At 65.3% G+C, this 21,394-nt stretch carries 21 protein-coding genes; 5 read left to right on the top strand and 16 right to left on the bottom strand.

Translation table 11 applies throughout. The features are described from left to right. Nucleotides 1–66 precede the first annotated feature (66 nt). Together BSQ44_RS06685 and BSQ44_RS06680 are read right to left on the bottom strand one after the other, a co-directional pair. Nucleotides 67–2,262: a caspase family protein gene (locus BSQ44_RS06685; protein WP_072602494.1), complete on the bottom strand. Its 2,196-nt coding sequence runs from the start codon at nt 2,260–2,262 to the stop codon at nt 67–69. Between the two features lie 146 nt (nt 2,263–2,408). Beyond that, on the bottom strand, nt 2,409–3,857 hold the full coding sequence (locus BSQ44_RS06680; protein ID WP_083534546.1) for a methyl-accepting chemotaxis protein: 1,449 nt from the start codon (nt 3,855–3,857) through the stop codon (nt 2,409–2,411). 436 nt (nt 3,858–4,293) lie between these two features. Between BSQ44_RS06680 and BSQ44_RS06675 the strand changes: the two genes are divergently transcribed. Further along, nucleotides 4,294–4,686, top strand: coding sequence for a Fur family transcriptional regulator (locus BSQ44_RS06675; RefSeq protein WP_072607909.1), 393 nt, complete (start codon nt 4,294–4,296; stop codon nt 4,684–4,686). An 81-nt stretch (nt 4,687–4,767) separates the two neighbouring features. Beyond that, nucleotides 4,768–5,571 (top strand): endonuclease/exonuclease/phosphatase family protein, encoded by an 804-nt coding sequence (locus BSQ44_RS06670; RefSeq protein WP_072602493.1) that lies wholly within the window; start codon nt 4,768–4,770, stop codon nt 5,569–5,571. Nucleotides 5,572–5,602: 31 nt separating this feature from the next. Here BSQ44_RS06670 and polA read toward each other — a convergent pair whose 3' ends face one another. Then, nucleotides 5,603–8,554, bottom strand: a complete 2,952-nt coding sequence (gene polA / locus BSQ44_RS06665) for a DNA polymerase I (protein ID WP_072602492.1) — start codon at nt 8,552–8,554, stop codon at nt 5,603–5,605. A gap of 330 nt (nt 8,555–8,884) precedes the next feature. Here polA and BSQ44_RS06660 point away from each other — a divergent pair, with 330 nt between their 5' ends. Beyond that, a complete protein-coding gene (locus BSQ44_RS06660; protein ID WP_072602491.1) occupies nt 8,885–9,775 on the top strand; it encodes a lipid kinase in 891 nt (296 codons plus the stop codon). A gap of 40 nt (nt 9,776–9,815) precedes the next feature. Here BSQ44_RS06660 and BSQ44_RS06655 read toward each other — a convergent pair whose 3' ends face one another. From BSQ44_RS06655 to BSQ44_RS06630, 6 genes are all read right to left on the bottom strand, one after another. Beyond that, entirely contained in the window at nt 9,816–10,181 is a 366-nt protein-coding gene (locus BSQ44_RS06655; RefSeq protein WP_072602490.1) for a DUF1428 domain-containing protein, read from the bottom strand. A 33-nt stretch (nt 10,182–10,214) separates the two neighbouring features. Next, nucleotides 10,215–10,706, bottom strand: coding sequence for a GyrI-like domain-containing protein (locus BSQ44_RS06650; RefSeq protein WP_072602489.1), 492 nt, complete (start codon nt 10,704–10,706; stop codon nt 10,215–10,217). Nucleotides 10,707–10,845: 139 nt separating this feature from the next. Further along, the gene (locus tag BSQ44_RS06645; RefSeq protein WP_072602488.1) at nt 10,846–11,319 is read right to left on the bottom strand and encodes a VOC family protein; all 474 of its coding nucleotides are present in this window, start codon (nt 11,317–11,319) and stop codon (nt 10,846–10,848) included. 12 nt (nt 11,320–11,331) lie between these two features. Continuing rightward, a complete protein-coding gene (locus tag BSQ44_RS06640; RefSeq protein ID WP_072602487.1) occupies nt 11,332–11,751 on the bottom strand; it encodes a VOC family protein in 420 nt (139 codons plus the stop codon). A 19-nt stretch (nt 11,752–11,770) separates the two neighbouring features. Continuing rightward, nucleotides 11,771–12,250: an SRPBCC family protein gene (locus tag BSQ44_RS06635; protein ID WP_072602486.1), complete on the bottom strand. Its 480-nt coding sequence runs from the start codon at nt 12,248–12,250 to the stop codon at nt 11,771–11,773. 23 nt (nt 12,251–12,273) lie between these two features. Next, complete coding sequence (locus tag BSQ44_RS06630) at nt 12,274–12,900, bottom strand: TetR/AcrR family transcriptional regulator (protein WP_072602485.1); 627 nt, start codon at nt 12,898–12,900, stop codon at nt 12,274–12,276. Between the two features lie 389 nt (nt 12,901–13,289). Here BSQ44_RS06630 and BSQ44_RS06625 point away from each other — a divergent pair, with 389 nt between their 5' ends. Further along, entirely contained in the window at nt 13,290–14,678 is a 1,389-nt protein-coding gene (locus BSQ44_RS06625; protein ID WP_072602484.1) for a M20/M25/M40 family metallo-hydrolase, read from the top strand. 12 nt (nt 14,679–14,690) lie between these two features. Further along, nucleotides 14,691–15,308 (top strand): ribonuclease D, encoded by a 618-nt coding sequence (locus BSQ44_RS06620; protein WP_072602483.1) that lies wholly within the window; start codon nt 14,691–14,693, stop codon nt 15,306–15,308. Between the two features lie 53 nt (nt 15,309–15,361). On the opposite strand, the gene BSQ44_RS06615 is transcribed toward BSQ44_RS06620, so the two are convergent. From BSQ44_RS06615 to BSQ44_RS06585, 7 genes are read right to left on the bottom strand one after another with little or no spacing between them, the layout of a single operon-like run. Continuing rightward, entirely contained in the window at nt 15,362–15,895 is a 534-nt protein-coding gene (locus BSQ44_RS06615; protein WP_072602482.1) for an NADPH-dependent FMN reductase, read from the bottom strand. 1 nt (nt 15,896) lies between these two features. Beyond that, nucleotides 15,897–17,216 (bottom strand): TRAP transporter large permease, encoded by a 1,320-nt coding sequence (locus BSQ44_RS06610; RefSeq protein ID WP_072602481.1) that lies wholly within the window; start codon nt 17,214–17,216, stop codon nt 15,897–15,899. Further along, a complete protein-coding gene (locus BSQ44_RS06605) occupies nt 17,213–17,782 on the bottom strand; it encodes a TRAP transporter small permease subunit (RefSeq protein WP_072602480.1) in 570 nt (189 codons plus the stop codon). The genes BSQ44_RS06610 and BSQ44_RS06605 overlap by 4 nt, the downstream gene beginning before the upstream one ends. Nucleotides 17,783–17,807: 25 nt before the next feature. Then, nucleotides 17,808–18,884, bottom strand: a complete 1,077-nt coding sequence (locus BSQ44_RS06600; RefSeq protein ID WP_072602479.1) for a C4-dicarboxylate TRAP transporter substrate-binding protein — start codon at nt 18,882–18,884, stop codon at nt 17,808–17,810. A gap of 21 nt (nt 18,885–18,905) precedes the next feature. Continuing rightward, on the bottom strand, nt 18,906–19,289 hold the full coding sequence (locus BSQ44_RS06595) for a YciI family protein (protein ID WP_072602478.1): 384 nt from the start codon (nt 19,287–19,289) through the stop codon (nt 18,906–18,908). 34 nt (nt 19,290–19,323) lie between these two features. Then, nucleotides 19,324–20,469, bottom strand: a complete 1,146-nt coding sequence (locus BSQ44_RS06590; RefSeq protein WP_072602477.1) for a CaiB/BaiF CoA transferase family protein — start codon at nt 20,467–20,469, stop codon at nt 19,324–19,326. A gap of 10 nt (nt 20,470–20,479) precedes the next feature. Further along, nucleotides 20,480–21,295, bottom strand: a complete 816-nt coding sequence (locus tag BSQ44_RS06585; protein WP_072602476.1) for a citryl-CoA lyase — start codon at nt 21,293–21,295, stop codon at nt 20,480–20,482. Nucleotides 21,296–21,394 lie beyond the last annotated feature (99 nt).

Below are 21,394 nucleotides of genomic sequence, written 5' to 3'. Positions count from 1 at the left end.
GCCGGCCGCAGCGGTGAAGACGGGATGATGTCGGTATCGCTCATGGTGGCCACCACCTGTTCCCGCTCAGGATTTCGGCACGGTCTGCATGGGATAGAGCATAACAGCGCCACGCTGGCGCTGCTCGCCGCCGCCACCGACTGCCTTGGCCGCGCGAGTGGCCGATCCCATGCCCATGTTCTGGATCAGGTCCGCGACGCTTTCCGGCCCGCTTCCGCGATGGACGGACCGGAGACCATCCTGGGCGAGGAAGCCGAGGTCGAGCGTCGGCGTCAGCGGCTTCGCCTCCGAGACGATCGCCACCATCAATTCGCGGCCGTAGCTGTCCTCGGTGAATTCGAGGAACTCGCGATCCAGCGTGGCGGAAGGCTGCAGCCGCTCCTTGGCCATGAAGGTGATGGAATAGTCGCTGCCGACATACAGCACGTTGATGTCGACGGCTGTGCCGGTGTTGTTGGTCGCGCGCACGCTGACGCGGTCGCCCGGAACGCCGGTGGGCAGGTCGGTGCTGGAGATCGGTACCGCCTCGCCGTTCTCGGCCCGCTTCAACGTGAAGGAAACGTCGATCTCGTCCGCGCCATATTCCGACGCGCTGCCGATGCGGGCGAGGTTGGTGGCGCGGTAGACGCGGGTCAGGTAGTGCTCGACCGCCTCGCCGATCGCCTCCTGGTCGTCGCTTACCATGACGACCGACGGCGGGCGCTGCCCGTCGGCTAGCGACAGTTCCCCCGATTCGGGCAGGAACCAGAGCGCGGGATCTCCGCTGGCGTCGAACGAGGCGCCGTCGAGGTCGGACTCGGCGAGTAGAGCCAGCCGCAGGTCGGCCGGCGCACCCGGTTCGACCAGTTCGATGCGAAGCTGGGTCGTGTCGTCGGCGGCGATCTTTTCGAGGATCCCGTCGACCAGCCCGATCTTGTCGTAATAGGCGTCCGACATTTCCGGCTTCGCCACGGTGAGCGTGAAATCGAATTGCGCTTCCGTCAGGCGCGCATAGGCGCCCTCGGGAATGTCGCCAAGAGAGCGGACTTTCGCCCTTCCTTCGGGCGTGCCCGACACGGCGGCCGGTTCCTCCTCGCGCGCTACTGCGACGCGGCTGGAGAAATTGTCGGCGCTCTTCACTTCCAGAACGCCGATGGCATCCTCGGTGGCGTCGCCCGGCTTTTCCACGATGGCGAGCCGCGATCCGGGGACCAGCCGGTTCAGCAATCCGCCCGAGACGGTGACGCCGTCCGGCTTCACCGTGATAGGCCATTGCGGGACGAACTCGTCCAGGCTGGTGCCGAACACCGGCGCGTCGAGGTCGCCCTCGAAGAGCGGGGTGGTGCTGGTGCGGTTGATGCTGGCATAGTGCTGCAGGATGCCTTCGGCCAGCTGCCGGTAGGTGATGTTGGGATTTTCCGCCAGCTTCGAGAAGATCGTGTGTGTGAAGAGGCCGTAGCGCGTGGCGTTCTCGGCGCCGCGCGGCAGCGGCATCTCGGGCGTGGTCTCGTTGGTCTGCGCGGCGAAGAAGGCCACGAGGCCGCCCTGCGCGGCCGGAGCCGCCCCTGTCGAGCCGATCTCCTCCACCGGCGCCTCGCGCGCGCCGAGATCGCGGGTCGCCGCGCCTTCGGTCAGCACTTCCGCCGGCATGCCGAGCGCGTCGGCGTCGACCTTGCGCTCTTGCACGTCCTCCAGCGGCGCGGCGCGCGTCGCGGTTCCGGAGTGGCAGGCATCGAAAACCACCCATACGAAGGCACCCTTGCCGCGGATCCGGTCAAGCGCATCGCCGACGGCGTCATCGGTGAGAACGTTCGGCATGCCCTTGGATCTATCCACCCAGCGGCCGGTGTCCTTGGGCAGGAAGATCTCGTCGAGCCCGTCGGTCTCGGTCGAGGGGTCGGCCGCCGTCTGCTGGAAGCCGTGGCCGGAAAACTGGAGATAGAGGAAATCGCCGCTCTCGACCTTCTCGGCCACCGCATCCAGCGAGGAGAGGATCGACGCCAGGGTCGGCTCCTTCGCGTCCTCGACGTCGTCCGCGAGTATGGCGACGTTACCGGCGTCGAACTTCACCGGCGAGCGCGTCGTGAGGTATTCGCGCACCATGATCGCATCGTTACGGGGGCCGATGAGCCAGTTGTTCTTCGGCAGATTGGGATAATCGGTCACGCCGACGACGATGGCGTAGTTCTCGCGCGCCTGCGCCGGTGCGCCTCCCAAGCCGGCGCACAACGCCGCCAGTGCGACGGCGGCCAGCAGCCGCCTTCCCGAAAATCCTCGTTCCATCCCTGAAGCTCCCAAGCCCTGCACTTGCCCCAACGTCACAGTGTTCCCGCAGGAATGGGGCTGATTTTTGGACGCGAGGTCAAGCCGCCAAATTCGCGAGGCAGGGAGCTTGGCGTAGCGGAAACGGCCGTGGCCGCCGGAGCGGCTCAGGTCTCGGGCTTGTAGCCCATCCGGAAGCCGCCCCAGTGGCGCCCCTTGACGTAGATCGGAGCGGAGATGTCCTTCATCAGCACGAAGCTGCCGCCGCCCATGTCGCGCCGGTAGGTCTGGAGCAGGAAGGGTCGCGTGTTGCGGCCGGCGCCGAAGCCAGTGCGGTCGTTGAAGATGCGGTGGTTGCGGCAGTTTGCAGCGTTCCACACCGGGTCGTCGCCCTGCGGTTTCGAATAGACCAGATTGTGCGTCGGCAGATAGCCGTTGCGGTCGACCGCCGCGGCGAAGGCGATGCGGTCGTTGACCTTCAGGATCGGTTCCTGGATTTCCGGCAGGACCCTGTCGGTGAATGCGGTGAAGCGCGTCAGTACCTGCTGCGGATTGGTGTCGGGAACGGGCTGGTAGTTCTCGTCGAAGAGGTCGGCGAGCCCGATCGCGCCGTCGTCGACCGCCTGCTCGAACAGCGCTGAGACCTCCGCGGCGGTGGTGCGCGCCAGCTCGATGAAGGGCGTGTCAGGCGTCTCGATGCCGCTCTCGGCGATGAAGAGGATGAAGTTCTCGGAGATGTCGAGGATCGCCTCCGAGCTCTCGCCGGCCGAATCGAGTTTTTCGTGGCAGGTCTTCGACATGGTGACGAACTTCTTCAGTTCGTCGCGGACGCGTTCGTTGCTGGCGACATTTCGCTGGACCGGATCGGCCATGCTCACGATGCCGTCGGTCAGCTTGCCCACGGTGGTCACCAGCGACTGGATCGTGCGGGTGGTCTCGGCGGCTTCGCCCGAGGCGGCCATCGCCGCCTCGGCCGTCGAACTGTTCTGCTTGGCTTCCGCCGTCAGCTGCCCGAGCGTGCCTTCGAGCGAGCGCAGGCTCACTTCGTTCTGCTTGGCGAAGACACCGATCTGGTCGGCGAGCGCCTTCACGGCCGCGCCAATGACGGCGAACCCCTTGCCCGCGTCGCCGAGGCGCGCCGCCTCGATGCTGGCGTTCAGCGCCACGAGTTGCGTCTCGCGGGCGATCTCGTTGATCGAGGCGCTGGCCGAACTCACCGACTTGATGGTCTCGGACACCTTGTCCAGCGTCTCGGTGAGGCTGAGGACGCCATTGCTCAGCGATTGCAGCTTCTCCACCGAGGCGGCCAGCGTATGGGCCACCTTGTCGGCGCTCTCGCCGAGCACGCTGCGCGTCTCCTCGGCCGATTCGCGCACCTGCGCCATCGAGGAGGCGAGCATGCGGTTCGTCTCGCTGGTCTCGCGCGCCGAGGTCACCACCGCGCGCGCGCTCGCCTGCTGCTCGGCGCCGAGCTTCACGAGGTCTTCCACAAGACCCACGATGCCGGCGATCTCGATGCCCAGACGGCTGGCGCGCGGCCCGATGTCGGAGATGTTCGTCTCCGCCGGCGCCGGAACGGCGGCCTCGGGCTCCATGCGGAACTGCGCGATGTTCATCCTGTCCCCGTATCTTCGGTCCCGTTCGATCATTAAGAATATCTAGGGGCACTTTCGGAACCGTTAACCCTGCAACTTGCGATGGCGTAGGCCAGCACCGGAGCGCAAGCATGAAGAAGGCCCGCGCGGGGGCGCGGGCCTCTTCATATGGTATCGACGGTTTCCGTAGGATCAGGGTAACCCGAACGTCGCAGACGTTTCGAATCTCCTTCACCAAGTTGCCATCGAACCAGTTTCTCCCTGGGTTGCCTACCTTGGGCATTGGGGTCTTTTCGCCCCGCTGGTTCCCTAATCCCGCGCGCTGCGTAATGTTCCCTACGACTAAAACGCAGGTCTTGCAGTGCGCAGGGGGCTGGCGCACAAGGGTCTCGATACCGATATCCGGCAACAGGCGGCCCTCGAAGACGGCGCCGGACGAGAAGAAGAGGCGAGCAAGGTGCGGGCGGAACTTACACGAAACCAGCAACTCGTGCTCGAACGGCTGGAGAAATCGCAAGGCCCGCTCAGCGCCTATGCGCTGCTCGACGAGTTGCGCGAGCAGGGATTCCGCGCGCCGCTGCAGGTCTATCGTGCGCTCGACCGGCTGATGAAGGCAGGGCTGGTGCACAGGCTGGAGAGCCTCAATTCGTTCGTCGCATGCACCGACAGCCATTCCCACGAGGACGGCATGACCGCCTTCGCTATCTGCGAGAATTGCGGCAACGTGGCCGAGTTTGCCGACCCAGTCGTGGGCGAACGCCTGGAAAGCTGGATCGGCGAGAGCGGGTTCAAGCCGGCCAAGGCGGTGATCGAATTCCGAGGGCTTTGCCGGGACTGCGCCGCCGGCTGACCGGTGACATTGCCATGAACGGCCGCTACCCGTGCTCTATCAATGAAACTTCGCGGCGTTCCGACCGGAAGACGGGCTGACATGCGCATCATGTGCCTGAACGGCTGGGGCGGCAAACTGCATGAAAGCCTGATCGCCTACGTCTCGGACGCTTCACCGGACGTGCTGTGCCTTCAGGAGGTGGTGCATACGCCGTCGACCACCGAGGCGTGGCTGGAGTACCGCGACGGCGACCACGTGCTGCCGCAGCGGGCGAACTTCTTTCGCGACGTCGCCAAGGCGCTGCCGAACCATGCCGCAACCTTCTGCCCGGCCGCGCAAGGGGTGCTTTGGGACGGCGCGGAAGCGGTGCCTTCGCAATGGGGGCTGGCGACGTTCGTGCGTGGCTCCTTTCCGGTGATCGGGCAGATCCAGGCCTTCGTGCACAAGGATTTCTCTCCCGACGGCTACGGCGATCATCCGCGCTCTCGCAACGCGCACGCCGTGCGCATTCATGATTACGAGAAGGGGCGCACGGTCGCGATCGTCCACACCCACGGGCTGCGCGACGTCGCGGCGGGCAAGGCCGACACGCCCGCCCGCATCGAACAGGCCCGACGGCTCGCGGACATCGCCACGCGGATCGCCGAAGACGGCGACCGGCTGGTCGTGTGCGGGGATCTTAACGTCGAGCCGGAGAGCGAAACCTTCCGTATCCTGGGGGACATCGGCCTGACCGACCTGGTGACCACCCGAGGTTTCGCCGGCACCCGCACCGCGCAATACCCGAAGCCGGGCAGGTTTGCCGACTACATGTTGGTCGACCAGATGGCTGAGCCGGTCTCGTTCGAGGTGGTGCGGAACCCGGTCGTCTCCGACCATTGCCCGCTGCTGCTGGAGATCTGACCCTCGCCTGGCGCGGTGGTTCCGGCGATCCTCAGTGTGCCTCGTCCCAATTGTCCGCCGCTCGCGCGTCGACATGCAGCGGGACGCGCATGGAGACAGCGGGCATGGCTGCGTGCTCCATGACCTGGCGGATCACGGGAATCGCCTTTTCGACCTGGCCTTCAGGCGCCTCGAAGATCAGTTCGTCGTGCACCTGGAGCAGCATCTCGACGTCGTCCAGGCCGGCATCGGCGAGCGCGGCCTCGATCCTGACCATGGCGCGGCGGATGATGTCGGCGGCCGAGCCCTGGATCGGCGCGTTGATCGCGGCGCGCTCGTTGAAGGCGCGCACCTGCGGGTTGGACGACCTGATTTCCGGATAATGGGCGCGGCGGCCGAAGATGGTCTCGACGAAGCCCTTGTCGCGCGCCGTCGCCTTGGTGGCGTCCATGTAGTCGCGGATGCCGGGAAAGCGCTCGAAATACTTGCGGATGTAGGCGCCCGCCTCCTCGCGCGGGATCGACAGCTGGTTAGCCAGACCAAAGGCCGAGATGCCGTAGATGATGCCGAAATTGATCGCCTTTGCGCGTCGGCGGACCTCGGACGGCATGCCTTCCACCGGCACCGAAAACATCTCCGAGGCCGTCATTGCGTGAATGTCGATGCCGTCGGCAAAGGCCTGGCGGAGCTGAGGGATGTCGGCGACGTGCGCGAGCACGCGCAGCTCGATCTGGCTGTAGTCGGCCGAGATCAGCTTGTGGCCGGGCTCGGCGACGAAGGCCGTTCGGATCTTGCGGCCTTCCGCGGTGCGGATCGGGATGTTCTGCAGGTTGGGTTCCGACGAGGAAAGCCGGCCGGTCGAGGTCGAGGCCATCGAATAGCAGGTGTGGACGCGCTTGGTATCCCGGTTGATGTAGCCCGGCAGCGCATCGGTGTAGGTGGATTTCAGCTTGGTGAGCTGGCGCCAGTCGACGATCTTGCGCGGAAGTTCGTGGCCCTCCGCAGCCAGATCCTCCAGTATGCGCGCCGAGGTCGACCACTGCCCGGTCGCCGTCTTGGTGGCACCGGCAAAGCCCATCTTGCCGAACAGGATGTCGCCCAGCTGCTTGGGCGAGCCGATGTTGAAACGCTCGCCGGCGAGCTGGTAGATCTCGTCCTCGAGGGCCGCTGCCGACTGGGCGAAATCGCCGGACAGCCGCGACAGGATCTGCCTGTCGACCGCGATGCCGCGGCGTTCCATGCGGCCGATCACGTCGATCAGCGGCCGCTCCAGCCGTTCGTAGACCGCCGTCAGCCCGTCGGCGACGAGGCGGGGCTTCAGCACCTGCCAGAGCCGCAGCGCCACGTCGGCATCCTCCGCGGCGTAGGCGGTGGCCCGGTCGATGTCGACCATGTCGAAGGTGATCTGCGACTTCCCCGATCCCGCCACGTCCTTGTAGGGGATCGGAATGTGGCCGAGCCAGCGCTCGGACAGCTTGTCCATGCCGTGGCCGCCGGTGTTGCCGCTGGATGAGCCGCCGTCGAGCACGTAGGAGATCAGCATGGTGTCGTCGAGCGGTGCCATGGGCAGGCCGAGGCGATAGAGCAGCACCCAGTCGTACTTGATGTTCTGGCCGACCTTCAGCACCGAACGGTCGGCGAGCACGGGCTTCAGCACGGCGAGCGCGTCGTGGAACGGGATCTGACCCTCGATCAGTTCGCCCCCGCCAAGCAGGTCGCCCTTGCCGTTGCGGTGGGAGAGCGGAACGTAGGCCGCCTTGCCCGGACGCGTGGCGATCGAGAAGCCGACGAGTTCCGCCTCCATCGGGAAAAGCGACGTGGTCTCGGTATCGATCGACAGGATGCCCGTCTCGCGCGCATCCGCCAGCCAGGCCTCTAGCGTCGCCAGATCGCGGATGGTCACATAGGCGGTGCGGTCGATCGGGTTGGCCGCCGCGGCCTCTGCGCGCGCGGTCACGAGTGCTGCGGGCGTCATCGCCTGCGGGCCAGAGGCCGCCTCGCCCGCGGGGCCGGCCGGCGCCGGTTGCGCCGCATCCCCGGCGTCGAGGTCCGGCCCGTGCGCCTTGCCGTCGAACTCGACCGCGACCGGCATCGCCTCGATGGCGGCCGCGTCCGCGCCGGTCGCCTCGGCGACGCGCCGGGTCAGCGTGGAAAACTCCATCGCCTTCAGGAAGCCGATCAGCTTCGGGCCGTTCGGCGGCTGCAGCACGAGATCGTCCAGCCCCTCCGGGACGGGCACGTCGTGCTTCAGCCGCACGAGCTCGCGCGAGATGCGCGCCTTCTCGGCATGCTCGATGATCGATTCACGGCGCTTGTTCTGCTTGATCTCGGAGGCGCGGGCGAGCAGCGTGTCGAGGTCGCCGAACTGTTCGAGGAGCTGCGCGGCGGTCTTGGGCCCGATGCCTGGAACACCCGGAACGTTGTCGATGGAATCGCCCGTCAGCGCCTGCAGGTCGATCATCTTCTCGGGCGGCACGCCCCACTTCTCGATGACCTCGGGGACCTTGATCTCTCGGTCCTTCATGGGATCGTACATCGACACGGTCGGCCCGACGAGCTGCATCAGATCCTTGTCGGAGGAGATGATGGTGGTGTCCGCGCCGGCCTCGCAGGCGAGCCGGGCATAGGTCGCGATCAGGTCGTCGGCCTCGAAGCCCTCGATCTCCAGGCACGGCAGGTCGAACGCGCGCGTCGCCTGGCGGATCAGGCCGAACTGCGGGATCAGGTCGTCCGGCGGCGCCGAGCGGTTGGCCTTGTATTCGGGATACATCTCGTTGCGGAAGGTCTTCGCCGAGTAGTCGAAGATGACCGCGAAGTGGGTCGGCACGACACCGACGTCGGTGTTGCGCGCATCCTGCATCAGCTTCCAAAGCATGTTGCAGAAGCCCGCCACCGCGCCGACCGGAAGGCCGTCGGACTTGCGCGTCAGCGGCGGGAGCGCATGATAGGCGCGGAAGATGTATCCGGACCCATCGACGAGGAAGAGGTGATCGCCCTTTTTCATGGGTCAGAGGGATAGCCTGCCTCCGGCCCGAAATCCATGCGAAACCTCGCCATCAGGACGGCCCTCCTGCCATAGGATGTACGGCCTCGGGGATCACGCGTTCGTTACGAACTTGTAATCTTCGTGCCCTTGATTCGCCATTTTCAAAAACCATTTTCTGGTCATCGGAAGTTTTATTCCGAAGTTCGGTTCAAGGCCCGTCCCCCGCCTCACCGAACAGGCGGCAGCCTAATCCCCCCTCTCCGGGCTGCCGCAAGCTTAAAGTGCGGCCACCGTGGTATCCCCCTCCACCACGGTGGCCTTTTTCTTGCCCGTACCTATCTCACGGACATGCCAGACAACCCAACTCCCCGCAGAAAACGAGCGCTGCTCCTCTTCAATCCCAATGCCCGGCGCGGCCGCGAAGGCGTCGGCAAGGTGGTCGAGCGGCTCGCCGCCGGCGGCTTGTCGGTAACGGTCGAGCACTTCTCGGCCCTGCCCGAGATCGCACGCGACATCGTGCGGCTGCGCGAGAGCGCCGACCTGATCGTTCTGTGCGGCGGCGACGGCACAGTCGCGTCTGGCGCCATGGCGGTCGTGGAAAGCGGCCTGCCGCTCGGGATCATACCGATGGGCACCGCCAACGATCTCGCCCGCACGCTGGAAATACCTATGGAGTTCGAACAGGCGGCGGACCTCATCGTGGCCGGCCGGACGCGCCGCATCGACGTCGGCTCGGTCAACGGCCACGCCTTCTTCAACGTGGCGAGCATCGGCCTCTCCTCCGATCTCGCACGCAAGCTCGACGCGGGCCTGAAGCGCCGGTGGGGCCGCCTCGGCTACGCGGTCGCGGCCATGCGCGTGCTGTCGCGGGCACGCCCTTTCCACGCCACGATCACCGAAAAGGGCGTCACCACGGACGTGAACACCTACCAGATCGCCGTCGGCAACGGACGCCACTACGGCGGCGGCAACGTCGTGCAGGAACAGGCCTCGATCGACGACGGCAATCTCGACCTCTACAGCCTCGAGGTGTCGAACGTCTGGAAGCTCGCGATGATGCTGCGCTCCTTCCGCTCGGGCCGCCACGGCCTGTGGAAGGAAGTGCGCACCGCCAAGTGCACGCGCTTCGACGTATCGACGAAACGCCCGCGTCCGGTCAACACAGACGGCGAGATCGTCACGTCCACGCCGGCGAGCTTCATGGTGCATCCCGGCGCGGTCGAGGTCTACGTGCCGTGACCCGATCCCCCGCCCCTAGCGGGGCGAGGGACATCTCGGTTCAAATGTCGACGACCGGCGCGAAGCCGCCGAAGATCATGCGCTTGCCGTCGAAGGGCATCGGGTTTTTCTCCGGGTTCATCCGATCGTCGGTGTTCATCGCGTCCATCATGCGCTTCATGCCGGCGTCGCGCGTGGCCTTGTCCGGCCATTCGATCCAAGAGAAGACGACCGTCTCGTCTTCCTTGGCCTGTACCGCCTTGCGGAAATCCGTCACCTTGCCGTCGGGCACGTCGTCGCCCCAGCATTCCACCACCCGGATGGCGCCGAGTTCCTTGAACATGGGATCGGCGAGCGCCGCGTGGTCGGTGAACTTCTGCTTGTTCGCGGTGGGAACCGCGATGACGAAACCATCGAAGTATGACATTTCAATTCTCCTCCTGCACTCGGCGGGTTTGCTTCAATCTTTCAGCTTGATCGAGACGGTGGTCTTCCAGTTTGACGGATCCGCCTCCTCCTCCAGCCCGTTGTGGTAGATCTCCAGCCGGGAAGCGAAGTGCTCGCCGTCGGATTTCCGCACGGAATCGAAGACAAGGCCAGCGCGAAGCGCCCAGGCGATCAGGACGCCATTCACCGTGACGAGATCGTCGTAGGCTCCAAGATAGGTGATTTCCGCGTAGCGGCCCGCCGGCAGGATCCCGGCTTCAAGCGGTCCGGCCGCCGGAGGCGGACTGTCGACCGGAACGCCGAAATCCATTTCCAGTGCGGGCATGTCGACGATGTTGTGCTTGAAGAAGACCGGCCCCGCCGGAGAGGCGTGGCAGGCTCGCAGGGCCGAGAAGAGTTCATCCATTATTTCGGGGATTTCGTCGTCGAAGGGCAAGGCCACATTCCTGCGGAGTGCCAGGAACGGGACCGCCGGGCGTTCGACGATGCTCGGGAGTGTCAGCATTCTCTCCCCCCACCGGTGGTGGAGCCGTCGTATCCGGCGCCGAGAAGTTTCCGTCGCCCGTTCCTTGCTGCCATGTTCCTTCGCAGATCCGTCAGCAGCGAAATCAGGAAAACGTCCGTCCAGGTCATCCCCGCCTCCCTCAGCCCGCAGCCGCTTCCAGCGCCGCGATGTCGATCTTTCTCATCTGCATCAGCGCGGGCCAGACCTGCGCCGCCTTGGGGCCGGACAGGAGTTCGACCGAGCGTTTCGGCACGATCTGCCAGGACAGGCCGAAGCGATCCTTCAGCCAGCCGCACTGGCTCTCTTCGCCGCCATCGGCGGTCAGAGCGTCCCACAGCCGGTCGGTCTCGGCCTGGTCCTGCGTACTCACCGAGATCGAGACCGCCTCGTCGAGCATGAAGTGAGGGCCGCCGTTGAGGCCCTGGTAGGGCGTGCCGGCCAGCGTGAATTCCACGATCAGCACCTTTCCGGGTTCGGCCATTCCATTCCCCTCGGGATAACGCCCGACATTGTCGATCCGGCTGTCAGGGATGAGCGAGCAATAGAATTCGGCCGCAGGCAGGGCCTGGTCGTCGAACCAAAGGCACGTCTTCACTTTCGGAAAGCCTTGCACCACCGATCCTCCTCAGGACGCCTTCGAGCCGGCATAGTTCAGCATCCACGGCGTGCCGAACCGGTCCTTGAAGGTCGTGAAGCGCTCGGCCCAGAAGGTCTCCCCGGGTGCCATCGAGATCGACTCCGCGTCTTTGGAAAGGGCTTGGAAGATGCGGTCGAATTCGGCGATCGAGGAGGGCGAGAGCGAGACGGAAAAGCCTTGCGGTTTCGAATACCATTGCCCCGGCGCGTCGGATGCCATGATCGTGGCGCTGCCGAGCTTCATCGCCATGTTCATGACGAGGTCGTCGCTGCCGGGCATGCGGTCCTCGCCTGGGGGCGCGTCGCCGTTCTTGAAGACGTCGGTGATCTCGCCGCCAAGCGTCTCGGCATAGTGGGTCATCGCCTCCAGGCAGTTGCCGTTGAAGAAGAGATAGATCGTCGGTTCCATGGTTCTTGCCTCCTTGCGTTCAAATGCTCTTTGCCAGTTCTTCGAGCTGATCGGCGGCCTTGCCCCAACCTTCGTGGAAGCCCATTTGCTCGTGTTCCCTGAGCGTTTCCTCGCTCCAGTGCATGGCGTGCGCGGTGTATTTCGTTCGGCCGTCCCCGGTGTCCTCAAAGAGGACGTGGCTCACCATGAAGGGCCGTTCGGAAGGGACCCACCCGGGCTTGAACGCGTCGGTGAAGACGAGGCGCCTGCGGGGCTCGGCCTCCAGGCACACGCCAAGGTTTTCGAAGCGCTCGCCACCCGGGCCGTTCATCACGGAGAAGAATTCGCCGCCGGGCCTGAGCTCGATGCGGCTTTCCGAGACGTACCATGGCTTGGGGCAGAACCACTGGTTCAGCAGCTTCGGCTCGGCCCAGCAACGCCAGACGTTCGCGACGGGCGCGTCGATGACGCGCTCCAGTGTCAGTACGTGCTTGGGCCCCGCGGCGGCTGGATCGCTCATGTCGTTCTCCTGTTCTCGTTTTTTCAGACACGTTGCGCTCGAAGGGCGGTGACGCCGAATAGCCCTTCTATGTAGCGGTAGAGGTGGTCGATGCTCTCGACGGCGCGGCGCGGTTCCCCGCTGGCCTTGGCCATGATGAAGGCCCCTTGCAGCACGGCCTGGGTGTGGAGCGCGAGGCTCTCGGCCGTCCAGTCCGCGTCGATGCCGCGTTCGCGCATGGCGGCCTCGATGTCGGGCACCAGCGTCTCGGCATGGCCATGGATCGATTCCCAGCAGGCCTTCCGGATCGCCGGGTTGGTGCCGTAGACCTCCTGCGCCATCGTGCCGACGAGGCAGGTGAAGTCGGGCAGTTCGCCCTGGATGATCTCGCGGCGGAAGGCGACATAGGCGAGCAGCCGGTCGAGCGGATCGGCCGGCGCGTGATAGGGCGCTGCCTCGAACAGTGCGCCGGTGGTCTCCGACCAGTGCTGCGCGGCCGCTACCGCAAGGTCTTCCTTGCTAGCGAATTGATGGAAGAACGAACCCTTCGACAGCCCCGCATCGCGGCAGATGTCGTCCACGGTCGTCGCCGCGTACCCCTTCGAGCGGATGACCGCAAAGGCGGCCTCGAGCAGCTTCGTCCTGGTCAGCGGGTTGGCGGGTCGCGGCATTCGTCGTCTCCTCGACTGATTTAATACCGACTGGTTGGTATATTTGTCAACCGGCTTTTTCGATCGCTACGTCCGGATCGCAAATGCCGGCCACGGCAGCTTCTTCAACTTTTTTCCTGTTGGCCGGGAACCAATCGGATTCGCCCGAGTTCATGCGTCTGGCGCCCCCAAAACGCCAACTGGAACCGACGGCGCACTCCCCCACCCCCACCCCGCGCCGTCGGTTCCCAATTTCCTCCCAAAATTAGATATGGCACTCCATGCAAGCGGGGAGCGCTCGCGCGACCGCCATGCGGTTGGCAAAATCCCCTCCCCTTTCCATCCTCCATGCATTAGGGTCGCGCCGCTCCGACCAGAACCGATCAGCATCCTGCCGACGAGATGAATTGATGACCGCACTTTCCACCGTACTTTCCACGCTTGATTCCGGGCTCGACGACAGTCTGTCGCGCCTGTTCGAACTTCTCCGCATCCGCTCGATCTCGACCGATCCAGCCTATGCGAACGACTGCCGCAAGGCGGGCGAATGGCTGGTGCGCGACCTGGAGACGATCGGGTTCTCGGCAAGCCTGCGCGACACGGCCGGCCACCCGATGGTGGTGGCACATCACGACGGTCCCTCGGCGGACGCGCCGCACGTGCTGTTTTACGGTCACTACGACGTGCAGCCGGTCGATCCGGTGGAACTGTGGGAAGACGATCCTTTCGACCCGGCTCAGAAGACCGCGCCGAACGGCCGGCGCATCATCACCGGGCGTGGCTCGGCCGACGACAAGGGCCAGCTGATGACCTTCGTGGAAGCATGCCGCGCCTGGAAGGCGGAGACCGGCAGCCTGCCCTGCAAGGTGACGATCCTGTTCGAGGGCGAGGAGGAGTCCGGCTCGCCCTCGCTGAAGCCTTTCCTGGAGGCCAATGCCGGGGAACTGAAGGCAGACTTCGCGCTGGTTTGCGACACCGGCATGTGGGACGCCGATACCCCGGCGATCTCGACGGCGCTGCGCGGCCTGGTCGGCGAGGAGATCACCGTGCATGCCGCCAATCGCGACCTGCATTCGGGCCTCTACGGCGGTGCCGCCGCCAATCCCATCCATATCCTCACGAAGGTGCTGGCCGACCTGCACGACGAGAACGGCCGCATCACCATCCCCGGCTTCTACGACGGCGTCGACGAGACGCCGCAGGAGGTCCTCGATGTCTGGGAAAAGCTCGGCCGCGGCGCGGAGAATTTTCTGGCCGACATCGGGCTTTCGGTTCCTGCCGGCGAGAAGGGCCGGTCCGTGCTCGAACTCACCTGGGCGCGCCCGACCGCGGAAGTGAACGGCATCTTCGGCGGCTATACCGGAAAGGGCTTCAAGACCGTGATCGCGGCCGAGGCCTCGGCGAAGGTCTCGTTCCGGCTGGTGCACAAGCAGGATCCGCAGAAGATCCGCGCCGCGTTCCGCGACTTCGTCAAGGCGCGCATTCCGTCAGACTGTTCGGTCGAGTTCCACGAGCACGGCGGGTCGCCGGCGATCCAGTTGTCCTACGATTCGCCGCTGCTGGTGAAAGCCAAGCAGGCGCTGTCGGACGAGTGGCCGAACGAGGCGGTGATGATCGCCATGGGTGGATCGATCCCGATCGTCGGCGACTTCCAGAAGATGCTCGGCATGGATTCGCTGCTGGTCGGTTTCGGACTGCCGGACGACCGAGTCCATTCGCCCAACGAGAAATACGAGATGTCGTCCTTCCACAAAGGTCAGAGGTCCTGGGCGCGCATCCTCGGCGCGCTGGCAGACTGAGGAGGCGAGACTTTGAGCATCCGCTTCCACCGGAACGACCTGCCGGACCTCACGCACTACGACGTCGAGGCGGTCGCCATCGATACCGAGACGCTGGGGCTGAAGCCGCACCGCGACCGGCTCTGCGTGGTGCAGATGTCGCCCGGCGACGGTACGGCCGACGTGATCCAGATCGACCGCGGCCAGACGGCGGCGCCCAATCTCGTTTCGCTGCTGGGCAACGAGCGGATCACCAAGATCTTCCACTTCGGGCGCTTCGACCTCGCGGTGCTGTTTCACGCCTTCGGGGTGATGCCCTCGCCGGTCTTCTGCACCAAGATCGCCTCGCGGCTCACCCGCACCTACACCGACCGGCACGGACTGAAGGACGTCTGCCAGGAATTCCTAGGCATCACGCTGTCGAAGCAGCAGCAGTCGTCCGACTGGGCGGCCGAAACGCTGTCGCCGGAGCAGTTGGAGTATGCCGCCTCCGACGTGCTCCACTTGCATCGGCTGCGCGATGCCCTTCTTGGCCGGCTGTCGCGCGACGGTCGCATGGCGGAGGCCGAGGCCTGTTTCGAGTTCCTGCCGACCCGGTCGAAGCTCGACCTGATGGGCTGGGACGAAGAAGACATTTTCGCGCATAGCTGAGCGGCGGCCGCCCGGCGGCAGCCCCTCCGCCTGCATCGCGCCCGAGGGTTTCCCTATCGGCCGGCAGCGATGGACTCGACGAAGGCGGCGACGGCCTCGCCGATGAAGGCCTCGGTCGCGGGGTCGGAAAACACGCCGTCCTTCACCTTCTGATTCGCCTGCGGCACCACCAACTCCTGCCACGGGAAGACCCGCGCCAGCATGCCGTTCAGGCTGTATTTCAGATGCGCCTGCGCACGCACGCCGCCGAGCGCCCCGCCCGAAGTTGAGGCGACGAGGACCGGTTTGTGCTTGAAGACCGAGGCATAGGCCGGCCGAGAAGCCCAGTCGATGGCGTTCTTCAGGACACCGGGGACGCTGTAGTTGTATTCCGGGGTAACGATGACGAGGCCGTCGGCGGCCTCGATCGCCGCCTTGAAGGCTTCCACCACCTCCGGCGCGCCGAGGTCTGCGTTGTAGTGGGGCAGGCTGCCGATATCGAAGCGGGACGCCGTCACGCCTTCGGGAAGATGACCGGCGATGTGTTCCAGCACAGCGCGGGATGAGGACGCCGCTCTCAGGCTTCCCGAGAGACAAAGAAGGTTCATGCTAAAGCCTCGCTAGCCAGACGGCGATCTGCGGGAATGCGACGAGGATCGCCAGTCCCACGATCATCGCCGCGACGAAGGGCATGGCGCCCCGGAAGATTTCGCCGACCTTCAGGTCCGGATCATCGATCGCCGACTTGATCGTGTAGACCGAAAGCCCGAAGGGCGGGGTGAGGAGCCCGATTTCGACTGCGACCACCGTGATCACCCCGAACCAGATCAGATCGAAGCCCGCCTCCTTCGCCACCGGCAGGGCGATGGGCAAGAGGATGAGCATGATCGAGATGGAATCGATCAGGAAGCCCATCACGATCACCAGAACCAGGAAGATCAGCAGGAACCCATAGGGCCCGATCGAGCCGCTGAGCAGCGTTTCGGCCAGCATGTTGGGCAGGCCGGACATGGCGAGCATGCGCGAGAAGAAAGTCGCGGCGAGGATCAGGAAGAGGACCGAGACCGTTACCTGTCCGGTTTCGACGAGGAGGCCCCAGAACTTCGACGCATCCAGCGACTTTCGCAGGAGCGCGATGGCGAGCGCGCCCAGCGCGCCCACCGCTCCGGCCTCGGTCGGATTGAAGAAGCCTCCGTAGAGCCCGCCGAGCACGAGGGTGACAAGGGCGACGATCGGAAGCGCTCTCGCGACGAATGGGAACTTCTCGAGTTCCTCCTCCGTCTCGTCGAACTCGGCGGATGGCCGTTCGAAAACGGCGGACTTCCACCAGGTAGCCATGATGACGACGGTGGCCGAGAACAGGATCGAGAGCATGATGCCCGGACCGATGCCGGCCAGGAACATGCGCCCGACCGATTCCTCGGCAAGCACCGCATAGACGATCATCAGCAGCGACGGCGGGATGAGCATGCCCAGCACCGAACTGCCCGCCACCACCCCTGTGGAGAAGCGGCGGCTGTAGCCGTGGCGGGTCATCTCCGGCACCGCGACGCGCGAGAAGACCGAAGCCGAGGCGATCGAGATGCCGGTAATCGAGGCGAACACGGCATTGGCGAAGACGGTCGCCACGCCGAGCCCCGCTCGCACCCGGCGCAGCAGGCGCTCGAACAGGTCGAACGTGTCCTTGCCGACGCCCGATATGGTTACCAGCAGCCCCATGAGCACGAAGAGTGGAACGACGGCGAAGAGGTATTCCTCCAGGCTGTCGTTGGCGACCGAGCCCATCATTCGCATGGCCACGGTCTCGTTTCGGATCAGCGTCACGCCGACAAACGAGACGACGATCATACCGATGCCGATCGGCATACCGAGCCCGATCAAGACAATTAGGGCCGCGACGCCGGCCGCGCCGATCTCGATGCCCGTCATGGAGCGGGATCCCCCGGAACCGCGGCCCTGGCGAAGGACCGGGCGGCCTGGATGACGAACTGCAATGCAGCGACCGTGACGCCGACCAGTATCAGGGCACGAAACGGCCAGGTCTGGACCGTCGCGACGCCGGTCACGCCGATGTATTCGGCATGCTCGTAATCCTTCCAGAGAATTCCCCACGTCGACCAGGCGATGCCGGCGCAGACCGCGATGCCGAACAGGTCCCACACTCCAGCCACGAAGGCCGAGGTGCGCGGGCTTCTGCCTTCAAGCATGGCAAAGAAGAAGTCGGTGCGGGCGAGCCGGTCGTTGCGTACCGTCGTGCCGAGCTGGAGAAAGACGATCATCACCAGCGTGAGCGCGCCAAGCTCCGAGACCAGCGGAAGCGAGCCGCCGATCAGGTTGCGGGCCAGCACGTCGCAGAAGATCATCGTCATCAGGAGGACGATCATCAGGGTGCCGAGGGCCGCGAGCCCGTCGACGGCACGCGACCACATGCGCATGAAGGCGGAGGTGCGGCGCCGCTCCGTCGCGGCGCCTTCCCCGTTTGCGGCTGTGGCCATGGCCCTGCGGCTTCCCGCCTTGCCGCTACTGCTTGTCCCAGTCGCGGGCCGGCGTTTCGCCGCGCTTGCGTAGGCCTTCCATGTAGGCCGCGAGGAACTCGCGTCCCGGAAGCCCGCGCGATTCGGCGTCGGCCGCCCATTCGCCCGCGATGTCCGGCAGGCCGTCGACCCAGGCCTGCCGATCCTCGGCCGACATTTCGGTCATGGTCACCGGCGGGTTCTGGCTCGCGCCGATCTCCAACATCTTCTTGAACGCCGCCTCATGCCGCTCGAGCAGGTCCTTGCCGTGCTCCTCGGTGTAGAACTTGCCGGCCGCGACCATGGCATCCTGCACCTCTTCGGGAAGCCCGTCCCAGGTGTCGCGGTTGATCGCCACCGCACCCGAATAGGCGACGCCGATGTTGACCCGCGTGACGTAGGGCGCCACCTCGTAGAGCTTGGCGGGCAGCACGCCGAGCGCCAGCGACAGTACGCCGTCGGACACGCCGGTCTGGATGTCGGTGTAGAAGGTCGTGAGCGCGCCGTCGACGGCGTTAGCTCCCGTGCCGCGCAGCCAGTTTGCGAGCACGCCCGGGGCCGAGAGCTTCATGCCGTCCAGGTCCTTGAGGCCGGTGATCGGCTGCTTGGTGTAGACATCGTAGCTGTCGGTTCCGGTCAGGCCGAGCACCTTGAGATTGTACTGCTCCCACTCGTTCCTGAAGGCCTCGTTGGTCTCCAGCAGCTCGGACATGACCTCCAGCTGGACCGGCGGATTGGCGGTGGCGAAGGGCGCATAGCTCGACACCTGGCTCAGCGGCAGCTTCGCCGCCTCCAGGAACGAGAACACCCAGCCGATGTCGGTGATGCCTTCCTCGACCGAGGTGAGCGTCGCATTGGCCTTGTAGAGCTGGCCACCGAAGGCCTCCTGCCATTCAATCTTGTAGTTGCCCTTCTCGGCGAGAAGACGATCTGTCTCCGCCATGAAGTGCGACTTGATCATCCCGACCCACGGAATGACCAGCGGATGGCTGGACGCCACCGTCAGGTTGATCGTCTCCTGCGAGAAGGCCGCGGTCGGAAACGCGATCGCCCCCGCGAGCAGTATTCCAGTCAGCTTGTTCATGCCGTTTTCCTCCCTTGAAACCTAAAGGATGGAGAAGGTCTGGCTCGAACTGTCGAGCCGGATCGTCACCGTTCCCTCGTTGATCATCCACGGCCTCACCGTGAATTTGCGTGCGCCGCTCTTGTGCATCGGGTCGCGCTCGGCGATCGACGCCGCCTCGGCGCGCGATCCGGCGCGCACCACGACCATGCCGTCGCCGTCCCATGTCTGTTCGTCGTCGGACCACATCGGGCCCGCGGCGTAGAGAATGCCTTCCTTCTCCAGCGAGACCTGGAAGGCCAAATGCTCCTCCATGTTGGCCAGGATCGGCTCGATGGCGCCCGTGGGCGTGGTGAAGATCGCGTAGAGCTGCTTCTGCAGCATGCGGCTGCTCGCCTGCATCACGTCCTTTACCGGTAATCCCATACCCGTCCTCCCCAACTCGTCCCCGGCGACCGGATCAGCCGGCCTTGCGCCGCGCCAGTTCCGCCCTGATTTCCGCCCCGTGCTCGTCCAGCGTCGGCGGCGGCGCCACGTCGAGTTCCGGCTCGCCATCGAAGCTGTAGGGCGCGCGCACCGTCTTGAAGGCGCCCATCGTCGGGTGTTCGGCCTCGACAGCAATATGCAGATGCTTCGCCTGCGGATCCTCCAGCGCCTCGTCGGACTCGTATGCCGGCGAGTGCGGGACCTCGTTGGCCAGAAGGATGTCGCACCATTCGCTTCGCGTCTTCGTGGCGAAGATCGGTGTCATGATGTCGATCAGTTCCTGCTGATGCCGGATGCGGTTCGGCCGCTCGGCGAAACGTGGATCTGTCAGAAGGTCGGCCCTGTCAATCGAGGCCATCAGGCCTTCCCAGAACTTGGTCGGCGAGGACAGGTGGATCGCGATCCATTTCCCGTCGGAACAGGCGAAGGTGTAGGACTGCGAGACCATGGGCCGGCTGAGCGGCCCCATCACCTCGCCCACCGAGAAGTAGTGCGTGAAGCTGTCGAGGTTGAAGTGGCACATGGCTTCCAGCATCGAGATGTCGAGGCGGCGGCCCTTGCCTGTCTTCGAGCGCTCCAGCAGCGCCGCCACGATGCCGAGCGCGGCGTAGTGGCCTGTGACCGCGTCGGCGATGGCCGGACCGATGACACGCGGATTGGCCGGCGGCGTGAGCAGGCGCAGATAGGCGCTGGCGGCCTGGGCGACCGTATCGAAAGCCGGCCGGTCGCGCGCCGGTCCGGACTGGCCGAAACCGGTGATGGCGCAGTAGACCAGCCCCGGATTGATCTTCTGCAACTCTTCGTGGCCGGCGCCCAGCCGCTCGGCGACGCCGGGCCGGAAATTCTGGATGAAGACGTCCGCTCCGGCGATCAGCTCGTGGAAGACGTCGCGGTCGTCGGTCTTGCCGGTGTCGAGCGCGATCGAGCGCTTGTTGCGATTGTAGGTCTGGTAGTGCGGCGAATAGAGCCCGCCCTTGAAGGCGCGGAAGGGATCGCCCGTCTCCGGGCGCTCGACCTTGATCACGTCCGCACCGAGATCGGCGAGGTGCATGCCCGCGGCCGGGCCCGTGATGTAGGTTCCCATCTCGACGACGCGGACGTCCTTGAGGATCTTTGTCATGACGACGTCCTCACGCGCTTTTTTTCTCGCCGCCCTGGGTGGCGGCGGGTCCGTCGTAGCCGATCGCCAGATCGGCCTTGTGGGACATGATGAAGCCGATGGAGCGCTGCGATTCCTCGTAGAGATGCGCCACGAGCCCCGCCGCCCGGGCCAGAAGAGGGATGCCCTTCATGGCCTCGATCGGCCATCCGGCATCGAGCATCAGGGCCGGAATGGCGCCCGAGACGTTGATGGGCAGCGGCCGGTCCATGATCCCCGGCGCCTCCGCGGCGATGGCGCGAAGGCAGGCGATATGGTCGCCCGAAACCCCGAGATCGTCGGCGAAAGCGAGGAGCACGTTGGCGCGCGGGTCGCCGGTGTTGTGCTGCGGATGGCCGAGCCCCGGCACTTTCGAACGCGAAGCCTTCAGTTTCTCCAAGCTCCTGCTCGCGGCGACCTTCAGGTCGGCGCCGGACTTGCGGCTGTCCTCCAGCACCTCGACGATGTAGCGGCCGGCTATCTCGGAACTGCCCGCCACGACGCTTCCCATACCGAGGAGACCCGCGGCCATGGCCCCCTGCCAGGCTTCGGGCGCCGCGGCGAGCGTCATGCGGGACGCCTGGACACTGGGAACCAGCCCGTGCTCGGCGATCGCCACGAGGCAAGCATTGGTGACGGCGCGCTGCTTGTCCGTCGGCCGTTCCCCGAGGACGAGCAGCCAGAAATAGTCCGTGAAATCCGTCTTACCGATCAAATCGGCGCACAGATCGTGCCCCCTGACGGTGATGGAGTGCGCGTCGGAGGTCGCGATGGCCGTGAAGGCGCTGTCCTGTTTTCCTATACGCATCAGGCTCTCAAATGTTTTCGCACAGCGAAATATTTTTCTCTTGCCGGAAAGCTAAGGGCGATTTACCGTAGCGTCAAGGTGAAACGTGAGGCCGGGACA

Origin of the sequence: Aquibium oceanicum (assembly GCF_001889605.1) — a bacterium.
Taxonomy (GTDB): domain Bacteria; phylum Pseudomonadota; class Alphaproteobacteria; order Rhizobiales; family Rhizobiaceae; genus Aquibium; species Aquibium oceanicum.
The sequence above is the reverse complement of the archived record's forward strand: the minus strand, read 5'-3'. Positions and strand labels throughout refer to the sequence as shown.

Coding starts and splice junctions, on each gene's coding strand:
- BSQ44_RS06685 (WP_072602494.1), bottom strand. CDS start 2,262: ATGGAACGAGGATTTTCGGGAAGGCGGCTGCTGGCCGCCGTCGCACTG.
- BSQ44_RS06680 (WP_083534546.1), bottom strand. CDS start 3,857: ATGAACATCGCGCAGTTCCGCATGGAGCCCGAGGCCGCCGTTCCGGCG.
- BSQ44_RS06670 (WP_072602493.1), top strand. CDS start 4,768: ATGCGCATCATGTGCCTGAACGGCTGGGGCGGCAAACTGCATGAAAGC.
- polA (WP_072602492.1), bottom strand. CDS start 8,554: ATGAAAAAGGGCGATCACCTCTTCCTCGTCGATGGGTCCGGATACATC.
- BSQ44_RS06660 (WP_072602491.1), top strand. CDS start 8,885: ATGCCAGACAACCCAACTCCCCGCAGAAAACGAGCGCTGCTCCTCTTC.
- BSQ44_RS06655 (WP_072602490.1), bottom strand. CDS start 10,181: ATGTCATACTTCGATGGTTTCGTCATCGCGGTTCCCACCGCGAACAAG.
- BSQ44_RS06650 (WP_072602489.1), bottom strand. CDS start 10,706: ATGCTGACACTCCCGAGCATCGTCGAACGCCCGGCGGTCCCGTTCCTG.
- BSQ44_RS06640 (WP_072602487.1), bottom strand. CDS start 11,751: ATGGAACCGACGATCTATCTCTTCTTCAACGGCAACTGCCTGGAGGCG.
- BSQ44_RS06635 (WP_072602486.1), bottom strand. CDS start 12,250: ATGAGCGATCCAGCCGCCGCGGGGCCCAAGCACGTACTGACACTGGAG.
- BSQ44_RS06630 (WP_072602485.1), bottom strand. CDS start 12,900: ATGCCGCGACCCGCCAACCCGCTGACCAGGACGAAGCTGCTCGAGGCC.
- BSQ44_RS06625 (WP_072602484.1), top strand. CDS start 13,290: ATGACCGCACTTTCCACCGTACTTTCCACGCTTGATTCCGGGCTCGAC.
- BSQ44_RS06615 (WP_072602482.1), bottom strand. CDS start 15,895: ATGAACCTTCTTTGTCTCTCGGGAAGCCTGAGAGCGGCGTCCTCATCC.
- BSQ44_RS06610 (WP_072602481.1), bottom strand. CDS start 17,216: ATGACGGGCATCGAGATCGGCGCGGCCGGCGTCGCGGCCCTAATTGTC.
- BSQ44_RS06605 (WP_072602480.1), bottom strand. CDS start 17,782: ATGGCCACAGCCGCAAACGGGGAAGGCGCCGCGACGGAGCGGCGCCGC.
- BSQ44_RS06600 (WP_072602479.1), bottom strand. CDS start 18,884: ATGAACAAGCTGACTGGAATACTGCTCGCGGGGGCGATCGCGTTTCCG.
- BSQ44_RS06595 (WP_072602478.1), bottom strand. CDS start 19,289: ATGGGATTACCGGTAAAGGACGTGATGCAGGCGAGCAGCCGCATGCTG.
- BSQ44_RS06590 (WP_072602477.1), bottom strand. CDS start 20,469: ATGACAAAGATCCTCAAGGACGTCCGCGTCGTCGAGATGGGAACCTAC.
- BSQ44_RS06585 (WP_072602476.1), bottom strand. CDS start 21,295: ATGCGTATAGGAAAACAGGACAGCGCCTTCACGGCCATCGCGACCTCC.